The sequence below is a fragment of the Mesorhizobium sp. genome (assembly GCF_004963255.1).
Lineage (GTDB): Bacteria > Pseudomonadota > Alphaproteobacteria > Rhizobiales > Rhizobiaceae > Mesorhizobium.
Genome location: NZ_SUGA01000017.1, coordinates 93,906 through 113,043 on the forward strand (window position 1 = coordinate 93,906; position 19,138 = coordinate 113,043).

Below are 19,138 nucleotides of genomic sequence, written 5' to 3' on the forward strand. Positions count from 1 at the left end.
TCAGTTCAGAATCGGAAGACCACCATGACCATGACCTATTACACGCTTGGCAACAGCGGGCTGCGCGTCAGCCGGCTGGCGCTCGGCACCATGACCTTCGGCACCGAATGGGGCTGGGGCGCGGACAGGGACACCGCCCGCGCCATGTTCGACGCCTATGTCGAAGTGGGCGGCAACTTCTTCGACACGGCCGATCTCTATACCGGCGGCACGGCCGAAACCTGGCTCGGCGAGTTCGTCGCCGAGCGTGGCCTGCGCGACAAGGCGGTGATCGCCACCAAATTCACCTTCAACTCGGAACCGGGTAACCCCAATGCCGGAGGCAATGGCCGCAAGAACATCATGCGTGCGGTGGATGCCTCCTTGAAGCGGCTCGGCACCGACTATATCGACCTTTACCTTCTGCATGTCTGGGACAGGGTCACGCCAGCCGAAGAGGTGCTCCGCACCCTGGATGACCTCGTACGCGCCGGCAAGGTGCGCCATATCGGCCTCTCTGACGTGCCGGCCTGGTATGCCGGCCGCGCCCAGGCGATCGCCGAATTGCGCGGCTATGAGCCGGTCTCGGCGCTGCAGCTCGAATACTCGCTCGCCGAGCGCGCCATCGAGCATGAATATGTGCCTTTCGCCGCCCGTCATGGCACCGGCATCATGGTGTGGAGCCCTTTGGCCAGCGGGCTGCTCAGCGGCAAATACAGGCCGACGCAAGCCGGGAATGCCGGCCGGCTCGACGGCTTCCGCAACACCACGCATCCCGGCTTCCAGAAGTTCAGTGACCGCAACTGGGCGATCGTGGCGGAGCTCGAGAAGGTGGCGGCTGAGCTTGGACGCAGCATGGCGCAGGTTGCGCTCAACTGGGTGGCGACGCAGCCGGGCGTCGCCTCCGTCATCCTCGGAGCAACCAAGCTCAACCAGCTCGAGGACAATCTCGGCGCGCTTGATTTTTCTATACCCGCCGAGCTTCGCGCGCGGCTGGAAAAGGTCAGCGCCACGCCCGCTCCGTTCCCGCATCCCTATTTCGGCTCCGAGATCCAGGTGCGGGTGACCGGCGGCGCGGTGACCGGCGACAAGCCGGCCGGCTATTCGCCTCCCGTCATCATCGAAGGCGAAGCGGTCAGCATCTCAAGCGACTGATTGAAGAAGGGCAAAGATCAAAAGGCGGCAACTGACCGAAAAAGCCTGGAATTTTGCACGAGGGCGCGGCGTGACATCGCCGCGCCCTTCGTGTATCGGGTCAACCCGTCATGACAGCATCGCCGGATGAAGCGGGGGCGGTTTTGCCTCCAAAATTGCCGCGCCGAGATTTTCGAGGATCAAGATGACGGATAAGCCCCTCTATCGACGTGTCGTGCTGAAAGCTTCCGGCGAAGCGTTGATGGGCGAGCAGCATTTCGGCATCGACGTCTCGGTGGTCGACCGCATCGCCGCCGACATCGCCGAGGCGCGCGCGATGGGCGTTGAAGTGGGCGTCGTCATCGGCGGCGGCAACATTTTTCGCGGCGTCGCCGTCGCCTCGAAGGGCGGCGACCGCGTCACCGGCGACCACATGGGCATGCTCGCCACCGTCATCAACTCGCTGGCGCTGCGCACCTCGCTGAACAAGATCGGCGTCGACGCTGTCGTGCTGTCGGCGATCGCCATGCCGGAGCTCTGCGAGAGCTTTTCCCAGCGCCAGGCGACCGCCTATATGAATCAGGGCAAGGTGGTCATCTTCGCCGGTGGCACCGGCAATCCGTTCTTCACCACCGATTCGGCCGCGGCCCTTCGCGCCGCCGAGATCGGCGCCGACGCGCTGTTCAAGGGCACGCAGGTCGACGGGGTTTATTCGGCAGATCCCAAGAAAGATCCGAACGCTGTCCGCTTCGATCGCATCAGCCACGCCGAAGTCATCAAACGCGGGCTTGCGATCATGGATACCGCCGCGATTGCACTTGCGCGCGAAAACAACATCCCGATAATCGTCTATTCGATCCACGAAAAAGGTGGTTTCGGCGATATTCTGAGGGGCGGCGGCCATTGCACGGTCGTCACGGACAAGTAACAGGCCCCGGAATCCGTTAAGCGACTGCGGAACCGCGAACCGAATAACGATAGAAACAGTGAACCCGGCGAACGGGTCGAGGAGATGATCATGAGTGGCGAGTACGAAGACCTGAAGCGACGCATGGATGGGGCGATCGCCGCTTTCAAGCACGATCTGGCTTCGCTGCGCACCGGCCGCGCCTCCAGCAATTTGCTCGACGCCGTCCAGGTGCAGGCCTACGGAACGGCGATGCCGATCAACCAAGTGGCCAACGTGTCCGTGCCGGAGCCGCGCATGATTTCGGTGTCGGTCTGGGACAAGTCGATGGTCAGCGCGGTGGATCGCGCCATCCGCGAGGCCAATCTGGGCTTCAACCCGATCGTCGATGGCACCACGCTGAGGATTCCGCTGCCCGAGCTCAACGAGCAGCGCCGCAAGGAGCTGGTCAAGATCTCGCATGGTTACGCCGAGAATGCGCGCGTCGCGGTTCGCCATGTTCGCCGCGACGGCATGGATTTCCTCAAGAAGGCCGAGAAGGATGGCACCATCAGCGAGGACGATCAGCGCAAGCGCTCCGACCAGGTGCAGAAGCTGACCGACGAGATGATCAGCACGATCGATCACCTGCTTTCCGATAAGGAAGCTGAAATCATGCAGGTTTAGGGTCGGGCTTTCCGGCTCGAAAGCGAGATTATGGCAACGCCCGCGCATGTCGCGATCATCATGGATGGAAACGGACGCTGGGCCAAGGCGCGCGGTCTGCCGCGCCTTGCCGGCCACCGGGCGGGCGTAGAGGCCCTGCGCAAGACAGTCCGCGCCGCGCCCGATCTCGGCATCTCCTACCTGACTGTCTACGCCTTTTCCTCGGAAAACTGGTCGCGGCCGAAATCCGAAGTCAGCGACCTCATGGGTCTGTTGAAGCTGTTCATCCGCCGCGACCTTGCCGAACTGCATCAGAACGGCGTGCGGGTGAGGATAATTGGCGACAAGCAAGGGCTGCAGCCCGACATCAGGGGCCTGCTGCAGGAGGCCGAATCGCTGACCGCCGGCAACGAGGCGCTGACGCTGGTGATCGCCTTCAACTATGGCGGCCGCGACGAGATCGTGCGCACGGCCCGCAAGCTGGCGGATGCCGTCGCGCGCGGCGACATCGCGAGCGACGCGATCACGGCGGAGAGCTTTGCCGCTTCGCTCGACACGCAGGGCATTCCTGATCCTGAACTTGTGATCCGGACGAGCGGCGAGCTCAGGCTGTCGAATTTTCTTCTGTGGCAGGCGGCCTATAGCGAGCTTGTCTTTCTGCCTTGCTATTGGCCGGATTTCAGCCGCGAACATCTGGCTGATGCCTTGCGCGACTTTGCCGGCCGCGAACGGCGCTTCGGCGGGCTCGCCGCCCGCGATGTGGCGCTTTAGGCGACGCCACGCATGAGCAACCTCCAGCAGCGCGTCATCTCGGCAATCGTGATGGCGGCTTTGACGCTTGCGCTCACCTGGCTCGGCGGATTGCCGTTCCGGCTGTTCTGTGGGGCAATCGCGGCGTTGATCTTCTATGAATGGACGCGCATGGCGCGTCCCGGGAATGGCGCGGCGCTCGGCTTCCTGCCGGAAGCGCTAATTCTGGTCTTCATCGTCGCGCTGATCGCCGGACTGCCGGCCTTGTGGCTGCTGCTTCTCCTCGTGATCCTTGTGGCGGTCGCGGCCATTGCCGCCCGCATCAGGGATGCTGCCCAGTGGGAAGCTTCCGGAGTGGCTTATGCGGCGCTGTCCGGCTTCTCGCTCGCCTATCTGCGTGACGACAACCATTCCGGGCTGATTGCGATTCTCTTCCTGTTCGCTGTGGTCTGGGCAACCGACATCGCGGCCTATTTCGTCGGCCGCGCTTTAGGCGGCCCGAAACTTGCGCCGTCGATCTCGCCCGGCAAGACACAGAGCGGCGCGGTTGGGGGCGCCGTCGGCGGCCTTGCCGCCGGGCTGCTGCTGGCCATTGCAGCCGGCGCCGGCAATCTCGGCCAGCTCGGCCTCGCCGCGCTGGCGCTGTCGATCGTTTCGCAGATCGGCGATCTGTTCGAATCCTGGGTCAAGCGCCGGCATGGCGCCAAGGATTCCAGCAACCTCATTCCCGGCCATGGCGGCGTCATGGACAGGGTCGATGGGCTTGTCGCGGCCGCGATGGCGCTGTACGTCATTGGTTGGGTCGCGGCGGGCGCCGAGCATCCGGCACTGCGGCTGTTTCCGAACTGAACGACGCTAATGGTCAAGGCGAAAAACGGCGCGCGCCACGGTTTCGCCCGGATTGATGCCACAGTCGCGGCGGAGCGTCGTGTGCGGGCGAATTTGAGGGCATGAGTTGAACGACATTTTTCACGCGGTCTTCAGCACGCAGGGCTTCGTCCTTGGCACGCTCGTGCCGTTTCTGTTCGTGCTGACCGTGGTCGTGTTCGTCCACGAGATGGGCCACTATCTCATCGGCCGCTGGTGCGGCATCGGCGTGAAGGCCTTTTCCATCGGTTTCGGCCCCGAGCTCGTCGGCTTTAACGATCGCCGCGGGACGCGCTGGAAGCTTTGCGCCATTCCGCTTGGCGGCTACGTCAAATTCGTCGGCGACATGAACGCGACGTCGAGCCAGCCGAGCGCCGAGGAGATCGAATCACTGACCGACGCCGAGCGCGAGGTTGCCTTCCACACGCAGCCCATATGGAAACGGGCCGCGACCGTCGTTGCGGGGCCGCTGTTCAACTTCCTGCTGACGATCGCCGTGTTTGCGGTGCTGTTTTCCCTCTATGGCCGTCCGGTTCTGGAACCTACGGTGGCCCAGGTCACCGCGAGCAGTCCAGCTGAGAAAGCCGGAATCCAGCCTGGCGACCGATTCGTCAAAGTCGACGGCAGCAAGGTGGAGACCTTCGCCGATGTGCAGCGCCTGGTTTCAGGCCGGGCGGGCGATGCCATCACCTTCACGATGCTGCGCGACGGCAAGGAAATCGCCGTCACGGCGACACCGGAGCCCATGGAGCAGCAGGATGCGCTGGGCAACAAGATCAAAGTCGCGGTTATAGGCGTGGTCAACAATGCCGAGCTCGGCCAGCCACGTCTGATCTCCTATACGCCGGCCGGCGCCGTGGTGGCGGCGGTCGAGGAAACCGGACATGTGATCGAGCGCACCGGTCAGTTCCTGCAGCGCTTTGCGCTTGGACGCGAGGACAAATGCCAGTTGGGTGGCCCGATCAAGATCGCGAAGATGTCGGGCCAGGCAGCCAAGCTCGGCTTCGAGTGGCTGGTGCAGCTTGTTGCATTTCTGTCAGTCGGAATAGGATTTCTCAATCTCCTGCCGATTCCCCCTCTCGACGGCGGCCACCTGTTGTTCTACGGCGTGGAGGCCGTCATAAGGCGGCCTGTTTCGGAGCGAATGATGGAGATGGCCTATCGGACCGGGCTGTTCCTGGTGCTCGGTTTCATGGGCTTCGTTTTTTGGAATGATCTGTTTGGGTGCTGAAATCATGAAGAAATTTGGCTTCAGCGCCGGTCATATTGAGATGCCGTTTACCATGCGTGGGGATATGCGTGACGCGAAAGCCACGCGGTACGGTTAAGTAAATACAAATTAACCGGGAGCCTTGCGTGTAGGGAAAATCCGGTTAATACGGTAAGGGAAAATACCGCACGTCCGGTTTTCTCGCCGTGGGGACTACGAGAAAAAGGTACAAAAGCCCGATGAAGGCAGCATCCAAGTTTCTGAGCGCCGCTTCCGCGGCGGCTTTGTCCGCCGCTCTGGTCGTGCCAGGCGCGCTCGCAGTGCAGTTCGCAGCCACCTCGGTGGCCGAGGCCGCGGTCGTTTCGCGCGTCGAGGTCAGCGGCAACCAGCGCGTCGATGCCGAGACCATTCGCAATTACATTACGATCAAGCCGGGCAAGCCTTTCTCCAGCTCCGATATTGACGACGCCGTCAAGGCGCTGTTCGGAACCGGCCTGTTCTCGGACGTCCAGATCAACCAGGTCGGTTCGAGTCTGGTGGTCAAGGTTTCCGAATACAAGGTCGTCAACCAGGTCCTGTTCCAGGGCAACAAGAAGATCAAGGACAACGCGCTTCAGATGGGTATCCAGCTGAAGCCGCGGGCGACCTTCTCGCAGCAAACGCTCGATGCCGATGTCGAGGCGATCAAGTCGGCATACAAGCGCATTGGCCGCGATGACGCCGCCGTGACCACGCAGATCATGGATCTCGGCGACAACCGCGTGAACGTGGTCTTCAACATCAACGAAGGCGGCCGCACCCAGATCGCGGCGATCAATTTCGTCGGCAATCACGCCTATTCCAGCCGCCGCCTGTCCGATGTCATCAACACCAAGCGTTCGTCCTGGCTGTCCTTCGTGCTGCGCGACGACGTCTATGACGAGGACAAGCTGCGCGCCGACCAGGAGCTGCTGCGCCGCTTCTACTACAATCATGGCTATGCCGACTTCCAGGTCGTCTCGGCTGTCGGCGAGCTTGACGACGCCACCAACAAATACACGGTCACCATCACCGTTCAGGAAGGCGATCGCTACACGTTCGGCGACGTCAGCGTGGAAAGCACCATTCCGGAGGTCGACTCCAAGACGCTGGAATCGGCTGTCGAAACCCACAAGGGCGATGTCTACAACGCCAAGGATGTCGAGGATTCGATCGTCGCCTTGACCGAGAAGGTCGCGGGCTCAGGCTATGCCTTCGCCCAGGTGACGCCGCGCGGCGACCGCAATTTCGAGAACCACACCATTTCGGTCGTCTACACCATCGACCAGGGCACCAAGGCTTATATCGAGCGCATCGAGATCCGCGGCAATGACCGCACGCGCGACTATGTCATCCGTCGCGAATTCGATGTCAGCGAGGGCGACGCCTTCAACCAAGTCCTTATCCAGCGCGCGAAGAAGCGGCTGGAAGGCCTTGATTACTTCCAGTCCGTCGACATCTCGACGGTTCCGGGCTCGGCGCCAGACCAGGTCGTGCTCGTGGTCACCGTGGTTGAGAAGTCGACTGGCGAGTTCTCGGTCGGCGCTGGTTATTCGACCGGTGGCGACACGCCCGGCCCATCCATCGAAGGCTCGATCACCGAGCGCAACTTCCTCGGCCGCGGCCAGTACATCAAGCTGTCGGCCGGCGGCGGCAAGAATTCGCGCGACTTCGCCCTTTCCTTCACCGAGCCTTACTTCCTCGGCCGGCGCATCGCGGCGGGCTTCGACATCTACAAGTCGACCCGCGAGTACGACCACTACAACACGGACACCACCGGCGCGACCGTCCGGTTCGGCCTGCCGATCACCGACAGCATTTCGACGCAGCTGGCGTACAACATCTCGCAGGAAAAGTACGAGTTCAATAATTGTGACAACAACAATGACGGCGTCGAAGGCGACTGCAATCTTTCGCAGGCCATCATAGAAGCCATCGATGAGGGCTCGTGGCTGAAGTCCTCGGTCAGCTTGGGTCTTACCTACAACACGATCGACGACATGAAGAACCCGCATGAGGGTCTCTTCGTTACCGGCGCGACCGAGTTCGCCGGTCTTGGCGGCGATGCCAAATGGGTGAAGGTGACTGGCCGAGCAAGTGTCTATCAGACATTGTCGGAGCAGCTTGACCTTGTCGGTCTCGTGTCGGGCGGCGCCGGCTACATAGCGGGCTACGGCGATAATGGTTTGCGCATTTTCGATCAGTTCCAAAGCAACGATCGCATGATCCGCGGGTTTGAGTATGGTGGCATTGGTCCCGTTGACACCGCAACTGGAGACCATCTTGGTGGCACTACCTATTTCAATGCCTCGGCCGAAGCGCAATTCCCATTGCCGGTGATCCCGGAGAGTTTCGGTTTGCGGGGTGCCGTTTTCGCTGATGCCGCAACTCTGTACGGCAGCAAGGTCGACACCCCTGGTGTCGTTCAAGCATCGACCGACATGAAGCTGCGCGCCTCGGTGGGTGTCGGCCTGATGTGGGCTTCGCCGTTCGGCCCGATCCGCATCGACTATGCGATCCCGGTCAAGAAAGAGTCGACCGACGATGTGCAGGAATTCAACTTCGGTATCGCGACCCGCTTCTAATTTCGTGGTTGCAATGGTTCCGGGCCGGTTGACGGCCCGGAGTGAACTGTTCCGACCCAGCTGGATATTGCTTCTGGAATGACCGATCCGGTGTTCTTCGCGCCTTCACGCCGGTGTACGGCTGGCGAGGTCGCGAATCTGACCGGCGCCAGCCTGCTTGATACCGCGCAGGCTGAAATTGCCATCGAAGCGCTGGCTCCCGCCAATGAGGGAGGCGACGGCGCGCTCGTCTTTGTCGACGGCAAGCGCAATTTCGCGCTGATGCAGTCGCTGAGGGCGGCCGCAGTCCTGTGCCCCGCCGATTTTGCCAGCAAGGCGCCGCCAGGGGTCGCGGTGCTTATGCATCCTCGTCCGCAACAGGCTTTCGCGATGGTCGGGCGCCTTTTGTTTCCGCATGCCGCAACTCCGGGGCCAATGACCGGAGAAACCGGCATCTCGGCGCATGCCTTCGTCGATCCGTCCGCCCATATCGAGGACGGGGCGATCGTCGAAGCGGGGGCCGTGATCGGTCCCGGCGTGTCCATCGGCAGCGGCACGGTCATTGCACCTCACGCGGTGGTCGGCCGTTCCTGCCAGATTGGTCGGGACGGCTTCATCGGCCCCGGGGCCAGCATCCAATATGCGCTTGTCGGCAATCGTGTCATCATCCATGGCGGCGCAAGGATCGGCCAGGATGGTTTCGGCTTCGTGGGCGGCGCCAAGGGACCTGAACGCGTGCCGCAGATCGGCCGCGTCATCATCCAGGACGATGTCGAGATCGGCTCCAATTCGACCGTCGACCGCGGCGCGATGTCCGATACCATCATCGGCCAGGGCACCAAGATCGACAATCTGGTGCAGATCGCCCACAATGTTCGCATCGGCCGCAATTGCATTATAGCGGGCCTTTCGGGTATCTCCGGTTCCGTCGTCGTCGGCGACAACGTCACCATGGGTGGCGGTGTCGGCCTCGCCGATCATCTGACCATCGGGCCGGGAGCCAAGCTTGCTGCGAGAAGTGGATTCATGAACAACGTCCCGGCAGGCGAGATCTGGGGAGGCTATCCGGCACAGCCGATGGCGGAAGCCATGCGCGAGATAGCGATGCTGCGCAAGATGGCCAGGACGCGCAAGCAAGGCGACGGAAATGGCTGACATCGTGGCAACGACACTCGAGGCGGTCGATATCATGGGGCTGATGAAGCTCCTGCCGCATCGCTATCCGTTCCTGCTGATCGATCGCATTGTCGATATCGATGGCGACGAATCTGCGGTCGGCATCAAGAACGTGACCATCAACGAGCCGCACTTCCAAGGCCATTTCCCGCAGCAGCCGGTCATGCCCGGCGTGCTGATCATCGAGGCGATGGCGCAGACCGCCGGCGCGATCTGCATTCGCACCCTCAACGCTGAAAAGCCCTCGTTGGTATATTTCATGACCATCGACAACGCGAAATTCCGCAAGCCGGTGGTTCCGGGAGACCAGCTCAGGATCCACGTCAAGAAGATCAAGAAACGCGGCAATCTGCTGAAATTCGCCTGCGAGGCGATGGTTGAGGGGGCGAAAGCCGCCGAAGCCGAGGTTTCGGCCATGATGGTTACCGGCTGACGGTTCGAAATGCTCATGAAAGTCGCGACATTCATTCATCCTTCCTCGGTCGTCGAAGAAGGAGCCCGGCTCGGCGAGGGCGTCCGCATCGGACCCTTCTGCCATATCAGCGCCGATGCGATCATCGGCGACCGCGTCGAGCTGGTCAGCCATGTGTCGGTGATGGGTGCCACGACCGTCGGAGCGGGGACGAAAGTCTATCCGATGGCGACGCTCGGCGCGCCGCCGCAGAATACCAAGCACAAGGGCGGGCGCACCACGCTCGTCATCGGTGAGAACTGTACCATCCGTGAAGGTGTCACGATGCATGTCGGCACCGATTCCAGCCGCGGCGAGACGAGTGTCGGCGACAACGGCAATTTCCTTGCCTATGCCCACATCGCCCATGATTGCGTCGTCGGCAAGAACGCGACCTTCGCCAATGGCGCGACGCTCGGCGGCCATTGCGAGATAGGCGACAACGTCTATATCGGCGGGCTGACTGCCGTTCATCAGTTCGTGCGAATTGGCGACAACGCCTTCATCGGCGGCTGCTCGGCGGTTGTCGGCGATATCATTCCCTATGCGATCGCCGCCGGCAATCGCGCCAAGCTGCGCGGCCTGAACATCGTCGGGCTGAAGCGTTCCGGCCTGCCGCGCTCGGAAATCTACCTGCTGCGCAAGGTTTACCGGTCGATTTTCGACCGTTCCCGCAGCGTCGCGGAGAATATCGATCTCGCCAGGGCGGAATTCGGCTCCTCGTCTCCTGCCGCCACGAAGATGATCGACTTCATCGCCAGCGGCGGCAAGCGGCACTATGCGGTCCCGCCGCTGAAGGGTGGCGGCGACGATGACAGCGGCGATGACGAGGCCTGAGCGCGCCGCATCAGGGTTCCAACTCGCGCCGGGCTCGAAGGTCGGCATCGTTGCCGGCGGTGGCAGCCTGCCAGTCGAAGTCGCCGACGGCCTGGTGAAGCACGGCTTTGCGCCCTTCATCATCATCGCCGCCGGTGAGGTCGACCGCGAGGCCGACTTTGCGGCCTACGATCAGGAAAAACTTGCGCTGGAGGATATCGGGCGGCTGTTTCCGTTGCTGAGGCGCCAGGGCATCACTCACCTCGTCCTTGCCGGCGAGATCAAACGCAGGCCGCAGTTGAGCAAGATAAGGCCGACATTTGGTCTGCTGGCGATAATTCCCTTAGTGGTCAGAGCCTTGCGGCGCGGCGATGATGGCCTGTTGAAGATGTTGACCCGAGCCCTCGAAACGCGCGGCGTCAAGGTCGTCGGCGCGCACGAGGTCGTTCCGGAACTGACGGCGGGCGAAGGCACATTGACGGCGACCGGACCAAACCAGTCCGACTGGCGTGACATCGAGGCCGCTTGCAAGGCGGCCAAGGCCATCGGCGCGCTCGATATCGGCCAGGCGGCGATTGCGATCGGAGGTCGCGCCGTGGCGCTGGAAGGCATCGAGGGCACAGCCGGTCTGCTCGACAGAATGCGGGATTTGCGCGGTCATGGCAGGTTGGCCGGCAAGGCGCGCGGCGTGCTGGTCAAATGCGCCAAGCCGGGTCAGGAATTGCGGGCCGACTTGCCCACCATTGGCCCGCAGACGGTCGAGGCCGCTCATGCGGCCGGCCTTGCCGGCATAGCCGTCGAGGCCGGCCGTTCGCTTATCCTTGAAGGCCCGACCACACTTGCTCGCGCGAACGCCTTTGGCCTTTTCATCGTCGGCCTGCCCGCGACGGAGCTGGAGAAACGGGGAGCCGGCTGATGGCCGCTGACAAGCCGATCAAGCTCGCGATCGTCGCCGGCGAGGAATCAGGCGATCTGCTCGGCGCCGATATCGTGCGGGCGCTCGAGCGTACGACCGGCCGCAAGGTTCAGCTTGTCGGCATCGGCGGCCGGCACCTGCAGCAACTGGGGCTGACGCCGCTGTTTGACGGCAGCGAGATCGCGCTGATGGGTTTCAGCGCGGTGCTGCGCGACCTGCCGCGGCTGATGCGCCGCATCAGCCAGACTGCTGAAATGATCGCGGCCGAGCGGCCCGATTGCCTCGTCACAATCGACAGCCCGGACTTCTCGCTGCGCGTGGCGAAGAAGGTCCGCGCAACGGCGCCGGCCATCCCGATCGTCCACTATGTCTGCCCGAGCGTATGGGCCTGGCGGCCGGGCAGGGCGGTGGCGATGAAGCCCTATGTAGATCACATTCTCTGCATCCTGCCGTTCGAGGTGAAGGCGCTTGCCCGTCTCGGCGGACCACCGGGCACTTATGTCGGTCACCGGCTGACGCAGGATCCGGGCGTGCTTAGCGCCGCCAAGGCGCAGAGCCAACCGCGCGACCTCTCCGACGACCGTGTCAAGACGCTGCTGGTGCTGCCCGGCTCGCGCCGCGGCGAGGTCCGCCGGCTGATGGAACCGTTCGGCAAGGCGATGTCTGTGCTGCGCCAACGCGGCCATCGCCTGCGCCTGCTGTTGCCGACAGTGCCGCATGTCACCGAGCTGGTGAAGGCTTCGGTAGCCAGTTGGGATGACAAGCCGGAAATCATCACCGAGCCGGAGCGCAAATGGCAGGCCTTCGGCAAGGCCGATGCGGCATTGATCGCGTCTGGAACGGTCTCGCTCGAGTTGGCGCTTGCAGGCGTTCCAATGGTGTCCTGCTACAAGCTCGACCCGATCGCGCGCCAGCTGCTGCAGCATATGGTGACGACTTGGTCGGCCCTGCTGCCCAACCTGATTTCCGACCGTACATTGGTTCCGGAATTCTACGACCAGTATGTCCGGCCGGAGAACCTTGCCCGGCAACTTGAGGGCCTCTTTGCCGACACCGGCATGCGCGCCTGGCAAAAGGCGGGCTTTGCCGAAATTGCCCGGCGCATGGCGACCGAACGGCCCTCCGGCGAGATCGCCGCGGAAGTGGTGATGGGGTGTATCAAGAGAGCGAATAGGGAGTAGCGAATAGCGAGTGGGGCTATCGGTTTGCCTTCTTCCCCTATTCGCTACTCGCTATCTCGCTATTCGCTCAATTACCTTTTCGCAATCGGCACGTAGTCGCGCTCGGTGGCGCCGGTGTAGAGCTGGCGCGGACGGCCGATCTTCTGGTGCGGGTCCTCGATCATTTCCTTCCACTGCGCGATCCAGCCGACGGTGCGCGCAACCGCGAACAGAACGGTGAACATGGTTGTAGGGAAGCCGAGCGCCTTCAGCGTGATGCCGGAATAGAAGTCGACATTCGGGTAGAGCTTCTTCTCGATGAAGTAAGCGTCGGTCAGCGCGATCTTCTCCAGTTCCATCGCGATGTCGAGCAGCGGATCGTCCTTGATGCCGAGCTCGCCCAACACCTCGTGCGCGGTCTTCTGCATGATCTTGGCGCGCGGATCGTAGTTCTTGTAGACGCGGTGGCCGAAGCCCATCAGCCGGAACGGATCGTTCTTGTCCTTGGCGCGGGCAATGAACTCCGGGATGTGATCGACATGGCCGATCTCGCCCAGCATGTTCAGCGCCGCTTCGTTGGCGCCGCCATGCGCCGGGCCCCACAGGCAGGCGATGCCGGCGGCGATGCAAGCGAACGGATTGGCGCCGGAAGAGCCGGCGAGGCGAACCGTCGAGGTCGAGGCGTTCTGCTCGTGGTCGGCGTGCAGGATGAAGATGCGCTCCATGGCGCGCGCCAGCACCGGATTGATCTTGTACTCCTCGCACGGCACGGCAAAGCACATGTGCAGGAAATTGGCGGCGAAGCCGAGATCGTTCTTCGGATAAATAAAGGGCTGGCCGATATGGTATTTGTAGGCCATCGCCGCGATGGTCGGCATCTTGGCGATCAGGCGCATCGAGGCGACCATGCGCTGATACGGGTCCGAGATGTCGGTCGAGTCGTGGTAGAAGGCCGACAGCGCGCCGACCACGCCGCACATGACGGCCATCGGATGCGCGTCGCGGCGGAAGCCGGTGAAGAAGCGCGACATCTGCTCGTGCACCATGGTGTGGCGCGTCACGCGATAGTCGAAGTCCTCCTTCTGCGCCTTGGTCGGGAGTTCCCCGTAGAGCAGGAGGTAACAGACTTCGAGGAAGTCGCCATGCTCGGCAAGTTGGTCGATCGGATAGCCGCGATGCAAGAGGATGCCGGCGTCGCCGTCGATGAAGGTGATTGCCGACTCGCAGCTTGCGGTGGATGTGAAGCCGGGGTCGTAGGTGAAGGCGCCGGTGGTGCTGTAGAGCGCGCCGATGTCGATGACGTCAGGCCCGGTCGACCCGCTTCGCACCTTGAATTCATGGGTCTTGCCGGCGAGTTCGAGCCTGGCGGTCGACTCGTGCGCCTTGCTGCCCGGTTCCAGTTTTGTCGCAGCTTCGCTCATTCTCAAACTCCCTTTGTATCCTCATGCCGGCAAGGCAATTCCTGCAAACGACACGTCGAAGTCACCGGAATGCGCGAACTCGCCACCGCATTTTAGGAGGTGCGTGCCAGATTGGGCCAAGGCCTAATGTTGCACTGCGAAACACACCTTTCAATGCCAATCTTCTTGGGCCAGTCCGCTCCTAATCGATTTGATCTCCAATGCGCGCCAGGCTTTCCTGGCGGCCCAGCACGGCCAGCACGTCGAACACACCAGGCGATGTGCTGCGGCCGGTCAGTGCGGCTCTAAGTGGTTGTGCCACCGCGCCAAGCTTGTATCCGCCAGCCTGCGCGAACTCGCGGATCGAAGCCTCCGCCGAGGCGGCGCTCCACTCGCCCTGGACAGAAGACAGTGCGCCATGCGCGCCGCGCAGAATCGCGCGCGCATCCGCGCTGAGCAAGCCCGCTGCCTTCTCGTCCAGGGGCAGTGGCCGCTCGGCAAACAGGAAAGCCGCGCCGTCGACCAGCTCCACCAGGGTCTTGGCCCGCTCCTTGAGGCCGGGCATGGCGGCAAGCAGCTGCGCCTTTCGCTTGTCATCGAGTTTTGCGGCGAGCGTCGGACCGCCTTCGAGATAGGGCAGGGTGGCGACGAAGATATCGAACAGCGCGTGATCGTCCATCTTGCGCATATGCACGCCGTTCAGCGCCTCGAGCTTGGCGAAGTCGAAGCGGGCAGCGCCCTTGTTGACGTCGCCGATGTCGAACCAGGCGATCATGTCCTTGATCGACATCACCTCGTCGTCGCCATGGCTCCAGCCGAGCCGCGCCAGGTAGTTAAGCAAGGCCTCCGGCAGATATCCCATGGCGCGATAGGCCTCGACGCCCAGTGCGCCGTGCCGCTTCGAAAGCTTGGCGCCGTCGGCGCCGTGGATCAGCGGGATATGCGACATCGACGGCACCGCCCAGCCCATGGCGTTGTAGATCACCGTCTGGCGCGCGGCGTTGGTCAGGTGATCGTCGCCGCGGATGATGTGGGTGACGCCCATGTCGTGGTCGTCGACGACGACGGCATGCATGTAGGTCGGGTTGCCGTCCGAGCGCAGGATGATGAAGTCGTCGAGATCCTTGTTCGGGAAGCGAACCTCGCCCTGAACGCGGTCGTTGACGATCGTCACGCCCTCGGTCGGCGCCTTGATGCGGATGGCACCCTTGACGCCTGCCGGCGCCTCGGAGGGATCGCGGTCGCGCCACTGACCGTTGTAGCGCGGCGGCAGACCCTTGGCGCGGGCCGCCTCGCGCATCGCCTCCAGCTCCGCGGGCGTCTCGTAGCTGTAATAGGCCTTGCCCAGGCGCACGAGCTCCTCGGCCACCTCGCGATGGCGCGGGGCGCGCTCGAACTGGGATACGGCGTCGCCATCCCAGGAAAGGCCAAGCCAGGTCAATCCGTCGAGAATGGCGGCCGTGGCGGCTTCGGTGGAGCGCTCGCGATCGGTGTCCTCGATACGCAGCAGCATCGTGCCGCCGGTGTGCCTGGCATAGAGCCAGTTGAACAGCGCCGTGCGCGCCCCGCCAATATGCAGGTAGCCTGTGGGCGAGGGGGCGAAACGGGTGACGACCTTGTCGGACATGGAACTCTCGAAGAAGCACTGAAACGGCATATTTCGCGTGGGCTTTCGCGCAGTCGGCGTTCATGTACCATAGGCGGTCTGGGGCGCAAGGGGCAGACCCGATGGCTGGACGTGGCCGGGGCGTGAGGGAGGACGGGGAATCGACAGCAGGCGTCAGCGAGCGCCTGATGTTTGCCCATGCCGCGCCCGCTGAAGAAGCGCCGCTTTCGCTTCCAGAACTCCATCCGCCCGCCGAGCTACCGCCGCCTGGTGGCGGTGCGCTGCAGCCAGCGTCGCCAACGGGTACCGTAGGCCAAATCCCCAAACAGTTTGGCCGCGTTTCGCTTCCTGCGCTGCGGCGAAGCGTTGCGGTCGCTGCCACCACCGAGCTCGACCGCGGCGTCGGCTTCCTGCTGGTGCCGGTGTTCCTGGCCGCCGGTGTCATCTATTACTTCTCGCTCAACACCGAGCCAGACCTCTACAGGCCGCTTGCCGCGGTGGCTCTGATGGCTCTCTGCGCGGCGGTGTCGCGCTCCTGGCAAAAGACGCACCTTGTCTTCATGGCATCGCTTTTCTGCGCGCTCGGGTTTCTCGCGGCCAAGGTGGAGACCTGGCGGATGGCGACGCCGATGCTGGGGTCCGAAATCCAGACCCGGCTGACCGGCCGCCTGGTCACCGCCGAAGCGATGGCCAATGGCCGTGTGCGGCTGACCATCGATCTCGTCTCCACCGAGTACCCGACGCTGCGCTACGCGCCCGACCGCGTTCGGCTGTCGGCGCGCAGGATCCCGCCCGGTATGACCGCCGGATCGATGCTGACCGGCTATGCCAAGCTGCTGCCGCCGACCGGTCCGGTCCGGCCGGAGAGTTACGATTTTTCCTTCGACAGCTACTTTAGCGGCATCGGCGGCAGCGGCTTCTTCCTGGGCGACCCAAAGCTGTTGGCTCCGCCTTCGACGGCGACAACGGGGGCTCCCTTGGGAGCGCGCATTGCGTCGGCCGTGGAAAACGCGCGCGAAGGGATCGCCGACCACATCCGGAGCAGCATCGGCGGGTCCGAAGGCGAGATCGCGGCGGCGCTGATCGTCGGCGTGCGCGCCGGCATTCCGGATGCGATCAACGAGTCGATGCGACGGACCGGCATCTATCACATCATCTCGATCTCCGGCCTGCACATGGCGCTGGTCGCCGGCACGATCATGTTCCTGCTGCGCGGCGCCTTCGCGCTGTTTCCCGATTTCTCGTCGCGCCGGCCGGTGAAGAAATACGCCGCGGCAATCGCGCTGGCCTCGATCGCCGCCTACCTCGTCATCTCCGGCATCGTGGTGGCGGCCGAGCGAAGCTTCATCATGCTTGCGGTCATGCTTGTAGCGGTGCTCTTCGACCGCGCGGCGTTGACGATGCGCAACCTGGCGATCTCGGCGATTGCCGTCATCCTTGTCTCGCCGCATGAAGTGGTCGGCCCGAGCTTCCAGATGTCCTTCGCGGCCACTGCGGCCCTGGTCGGCGCCTATGCCGGCTTTGCCGATTATCGCGCCGGCAAAACGACCGCGCCGCCGGTGAAGCGTTCGTTCCTGAGGTTCCTGTCGCGAAAACTGGCGGTTGGCGTAGGCGGCGCTGCTGTGACCTCGCTCATCGCCGGCAGCGCGACATTGCTGTTTGCGATCTGGCACTTTCAGCGCGTGTCGCCGCTCAGCCTGCTCGCCAATCTGGCGGTCATGCCGATCGTCTCGCTGATCGTCATGCCGTTCGCCGTGTTAAGCGCGCTCGCCATGCCGTTCGGCTTCGACGGTCCCTTCCTCTATGTGATGGGCAAGGGCCTGACAGCGATGATCGCCATTTCGGCATGGATTTCCGAGCGCTCGCCAGTCGATGCCGTGGGATTGATCTCGATCCAGTCGGTGCTGCTGGCGACAATCGCGCTCGTCATCGCAACCATGGCCACCACCTGGCTGAGGCTTGCCGCTGTGCCCTTCGCGCTCGCCGCGCTGCTGGCCATCCCGCATGTGCGCACGCCGGATGTGCTGATCTCGGAGGACGCGCATCTCGTGGCGATGCCGATCGGCGGCGGCGAGCTTGCCGTCAACCGCGAACGCTCCAACGAGTTCACCACCGACAATTGGAAGCGGGCGCTGAAGGCTGAGGACATCGTGCCGCCCGAGACATTTGCCAAGGATGCACTCGATATCGCCGACCCGGTCGACCTGCCGCCCGGCTCGCCCTTCTATTGCACCGGCGATCTCTGCATTGGCCGGCATCCGTCCGGCGCGATCGTCGCGCTCGCCGAAAACCGCGACAGCGCACGGCCCGCCTGCGGCTTTGCCGACCTCATCGTCATCAACGATGCGACGGCCTACAATCCCTGCTGGGATCAGCGCGTGCTTGTCGTCACCAAGCGCCAGCTGGCGCGCGACGGCAGCGCCGCGGTCTTCTTCGATCCACAATCGGCGACCGCGCGAGCAGCCATCCAATATGCGGTCGAAAAGCCATATCGGCCCTGGCACGAGCAGCGCAAATACACCCGCGAGGCGAGGGGACTGCCACCTTATGAAAAGCCCGAGAGGGCCAAGCCCTCGCAGCCGGATCAGTAGCGGCGGATCAGCCCGACGAGCTTGCCCTGCACCTTGACCCGATCCGGCCCGAAAATGCGGGTCTCGTAGGCCGGGTTGGCGGCCTCCAGCGCGATCGAAGCGCCCTTACGGCGGAAGCGCTTGAGCGTTGCCTCCTCGTCATCGACCAGCGCCACGACGATCTCGCCCGGGCTTGCCGTGCTGGCGTTGCGGATGATGACGGTGTCGCCGTCGAAGATGCCAGCCTCGATCATCGAGTCGCCCTTGACCTCCAGCGCATAGTGCTCGCCGCCCATGATCATGTCCGGCGGGACCGAGATCGAATGCGTCTGGTGCTGGATGGCGTCGATCGGCACACCGGCGGCGATGCGGCCCATCACCGGAATGGACACCGCCGAAGCGGCGTCGTCATCATTGCTGGGTGTCGGTGTACGCGAGGGCGCTGCCGGCTTGACCTGTCGGCTTAGATTGCCCTGGCCGCCCTGGATGACGCTTGGCGAAAATTTCTTCGCGGCGTTGAGGCCGGGAGCGATCGAGTCGGGCAGGCGCAAGACCTCCAGCGCGCGCGCCCGGTTCGGTAGCCGGCGAATGAAGCCGCGTTCTTCCAGCGCCGTGATGAGCCGATGGATGCCGGACTTCGAGGCCAGGTCGAGCGCTTCCTTCATCTCGTCAAAGGATGGAGGAATCCCGCTCTCCTTCAGGCGTTCATGGATGAACATCAGGAGTTCATGTTGCTTGCGCGTCAGCATTGGCGGCCCCCACGGGTTCCGAAACCAGAATCAGAAAAACAAACCCAGAACAAACACTATCTGTTCCAGTTGTGTTCCGCAACCGTTTAAAGTTTAATGAATTTCTTAACGCTGCCGAAAGAATGTTGCATCGGACGCTGCCCGGTCGCCACCGGTTGGGCTGTGTCATTGATTCCGCTCGATTTTGCAATTCTCCTCATGCTGAAATTGAGAGGCGACA

General features: G+C 63.2%; 16 protein-coding genes. 13 read left to right on the plus strand and 3 right to left on the minus strand.

The genetic code is table 11. The annotated features are described in order from the left end of the window. Positions 1 to 24 precede the first annotated feature (24 nt). The 12 genes from E5X34_RS18790 (at position 25) to lpxB (ending at position 12,614) form a co-directional block, all read left to right on the plus strand. Positions 25 to 1,134 carry an aldo/keto reductase gene (locus tag E5X34_RS18790; protein ID WP_292567724.1) on the plus strand — a complete coding sequence of 370 codons (1,110 nt, stop codon included), beginning with the start codon at positions 25 to 27 and terminating at the stop codon, positions 1,132 to 1,134. 184 nt (positions 1,135 to 1,318) lie between these two features. Then, on the plus strand, positions 1,319 to 2,041 hold the full coding sequence (gene pyrH / locus E5X34_RS18795; protein WP_292567726.1) for a UMP kinase: 723 nt from the start codon (positions 1,319 to 1,321) through the stop codon (positions 2,039 to 2,041). A gap of 90 nt (positions 2,042 to 2,131) precedes the next feature. Then, entirely contained in the window at positions 2,132 to 2,686 is a 555-nt protein-coding gene (gene frr, locus E5X34_RS18800) for a ribosome recycling factor (protein ID WP_082037291.1), read from the plus strand. A gap of 30 nt (positions 2,687 to 2,716) precedes the next feature. Next, the gene (locus E5X34_RS18805) at positions 2,717 to 3,436 is read left to right on the plus strand and encodes an isoprenyl transferase (RefSeq protein WP_126082651.1); all 720 of its coding nucleotides are present in this window, start codon (positions 2,717 to 2,719) and stop codon (positions 3,434 to 3,436) included. A gap of 12 nt (positions 3,437 to 3,448) precedes the next feature. Continuing rightward, on the plus strand, positions 3,449 to 4,264 hold the full coding sequence (locus E5X34_RS18810; protein ID WP_292567728.1) for a phosphatidate cytidylyltransferase: 816 nt from the start codon (positions 3,449 to 3,451) through the stop codon (positions 4,262 to 4,264). A 106-nt stretch (positions 4,265 to 4,370) separates the two neighbouring features. Further along, positions 4,371 to 5,513 carry an RIP metalloprotease RseP gene (gene rseP, locus E5X34_RS18815; protein WP_292567730.1) on the plus strand — a complete coding sequence of 381 codons (1,143 nt, stop codon included), beginning with the start codon at positions 4,371 to 4,373 and terminating at the stop codon, positions 5,511 to 5,513. Between the two features lie 218 nt (positions 5,514 to 5,731). Further along, complete coding sequence (gene bamA, locus E5X34_RS18820) at positions 5,732 to 8,095, plus strand: outer membrane protein assembly factor BamA (protein ID WP_292567733.1); 2,364 nt, start codon at positions 5,732 to 5,734, stop codon at positions 8,093 to 8,095. A gap of 78 nt (positions 8,096 to 8,173) precedes the next feature. Further along, on the plus strand, positions 8,174 to 9,229 hold the full coding sequence (lpxD, locus tag E5X34_RS18825; RefSeq protein ID WP_292567735.1) for a UDP-3-O-(3-hydroxymyristoyl)glucosamine N-acyltransferase: 1,056 nt from the start codon (positions 8,174 to 8,176) through the stop codon (positions 9,227 to 9,229). Continuing rightward, positions 9,222 to 9,683, plus strand: a complete 462-nt coding sequence (gene fabZ, locus E5X34_RS18830; protein ID WP_292567737.1) for a 3-hydroxyacyl-ACP dehydratase FabZ — start codon at positions 9,222 to 9,224, stop codon at positions 9,681 to 9,683. The genes lpxD and fabZ overlap by 8 nt, the downstream gene beginning before the upstream one ends. 15 nt (positions 9,684 to 9,698) lie before the next feature. Then, positions 9,699 to 10,538 (plus strand): acyl-ACP--UDP-N-acetylglucosamine O-acyltransferase, encoded by an 840-nt coding sequence (gene lpxA, locus E5X34_RS18835; protein ID WP_292567739.1) that lies wholly within the window; start codon positions 9,699 to 9,701, stop codon positions 10,536 to 10,538. Next, positions 10,525 to 11,433 carry a UDP-2,3-diacylglucosamine diphosphatase LpxI gene (gene lpxI / locus E5X34_RS18840; protein WP_292567741.1) on the plus strand — a complete coding sequence of 303 codons (909 nt, stop codon included), beginning with the start codon at positions 10,525 to 10,527 and terminating at the stop codon, positions 11,431 to 11,433. Before lpxA ends, lpxI begins: the two co-directional genes overlap by 14 nt. Then, positions 11,433 to 12,614 (plus strand): lipid-A-disaccharide synthase, encoded by a 1,182-nt coding sequence (gene lpxB, locus E5X34_RS18845; protein ID WP_292567743.1) that lies wholly within the window; start codon positions 11,433 to 11,435, stop codon positions 12,612 to 12,614. Before lpxI ends, lpxB begins: the two co-directional genes overlap by 1 nt. A gap of 71 nt (positions 12,615 to 12,685) precedes the next feature. On the opposite strand, the gene gltA is transcribed toward lpxB, so the two are convergent. Both gltA and gltX read right to left on the minus strand, forming a co-directional pair. Beyond that, the gene (gene gltA, locus E5X34_RS18850; RefSeq protein ID WP_126060753.1) at positions 12,686 to 14,014 is read right to left on the minus strand and encodes a citrate synthase; all 1,329 of its coding nucleotides are present in this window, start codon (positions 14,012 to 14,014) and stop codon (positions 12,686 to 12,688) included. 181 nt (positions 14,015 to 14,195) lie between these two features. After that, on the minus strand, positions 14,196 to 15,620 hold the full coding sequence (gene gltX, locus E5X34_RS18855; protein WP_292567745.1) for a glutamate--tRNA ligase: 1,425 nt from the start codon (positions 15,618 to 15,620) through the stop codon (positions 14,196 to 14,198). Between the two features lie 101 nt (positions 15,621 to 15,721). Between gltX and E5X34_RS18860 the strand changes: the two genes are divergently transcribed. Next, positions 15,722 to 18,190 carry a ComEC/Rec2 family competence protein gene (locus E5X34_RS18860; RefSeq protein WP_292567747.1) on the plus strand — a complete coding sequence of 823 codons (2,469 nt, stop codon included), beginning with the start codon at positions 15,722 to 15,724 and terminating at the stop codon, positions 18,188 to 18,190. Here E5X34_RS18860 and lexA read toward each other — a convergent pair. Further along, positions 18,184 to 18,918, minus strand: a complete 735-nt coding sequence (gene lexA, locus E5X34_RS18865; RefSeq protein WP_042642529.1) for a transcriptional repressor LexA — start codon at positions 18,916 to 18,918, stop codon at positions 18,184 to 18,186. The two genes, E5X34_RS18860 and lexA, sit on opposite strands and share 7 nt — an antisense overlap. Positions 18,919 to 19,138: the final 220 nt, after the last annotated feature.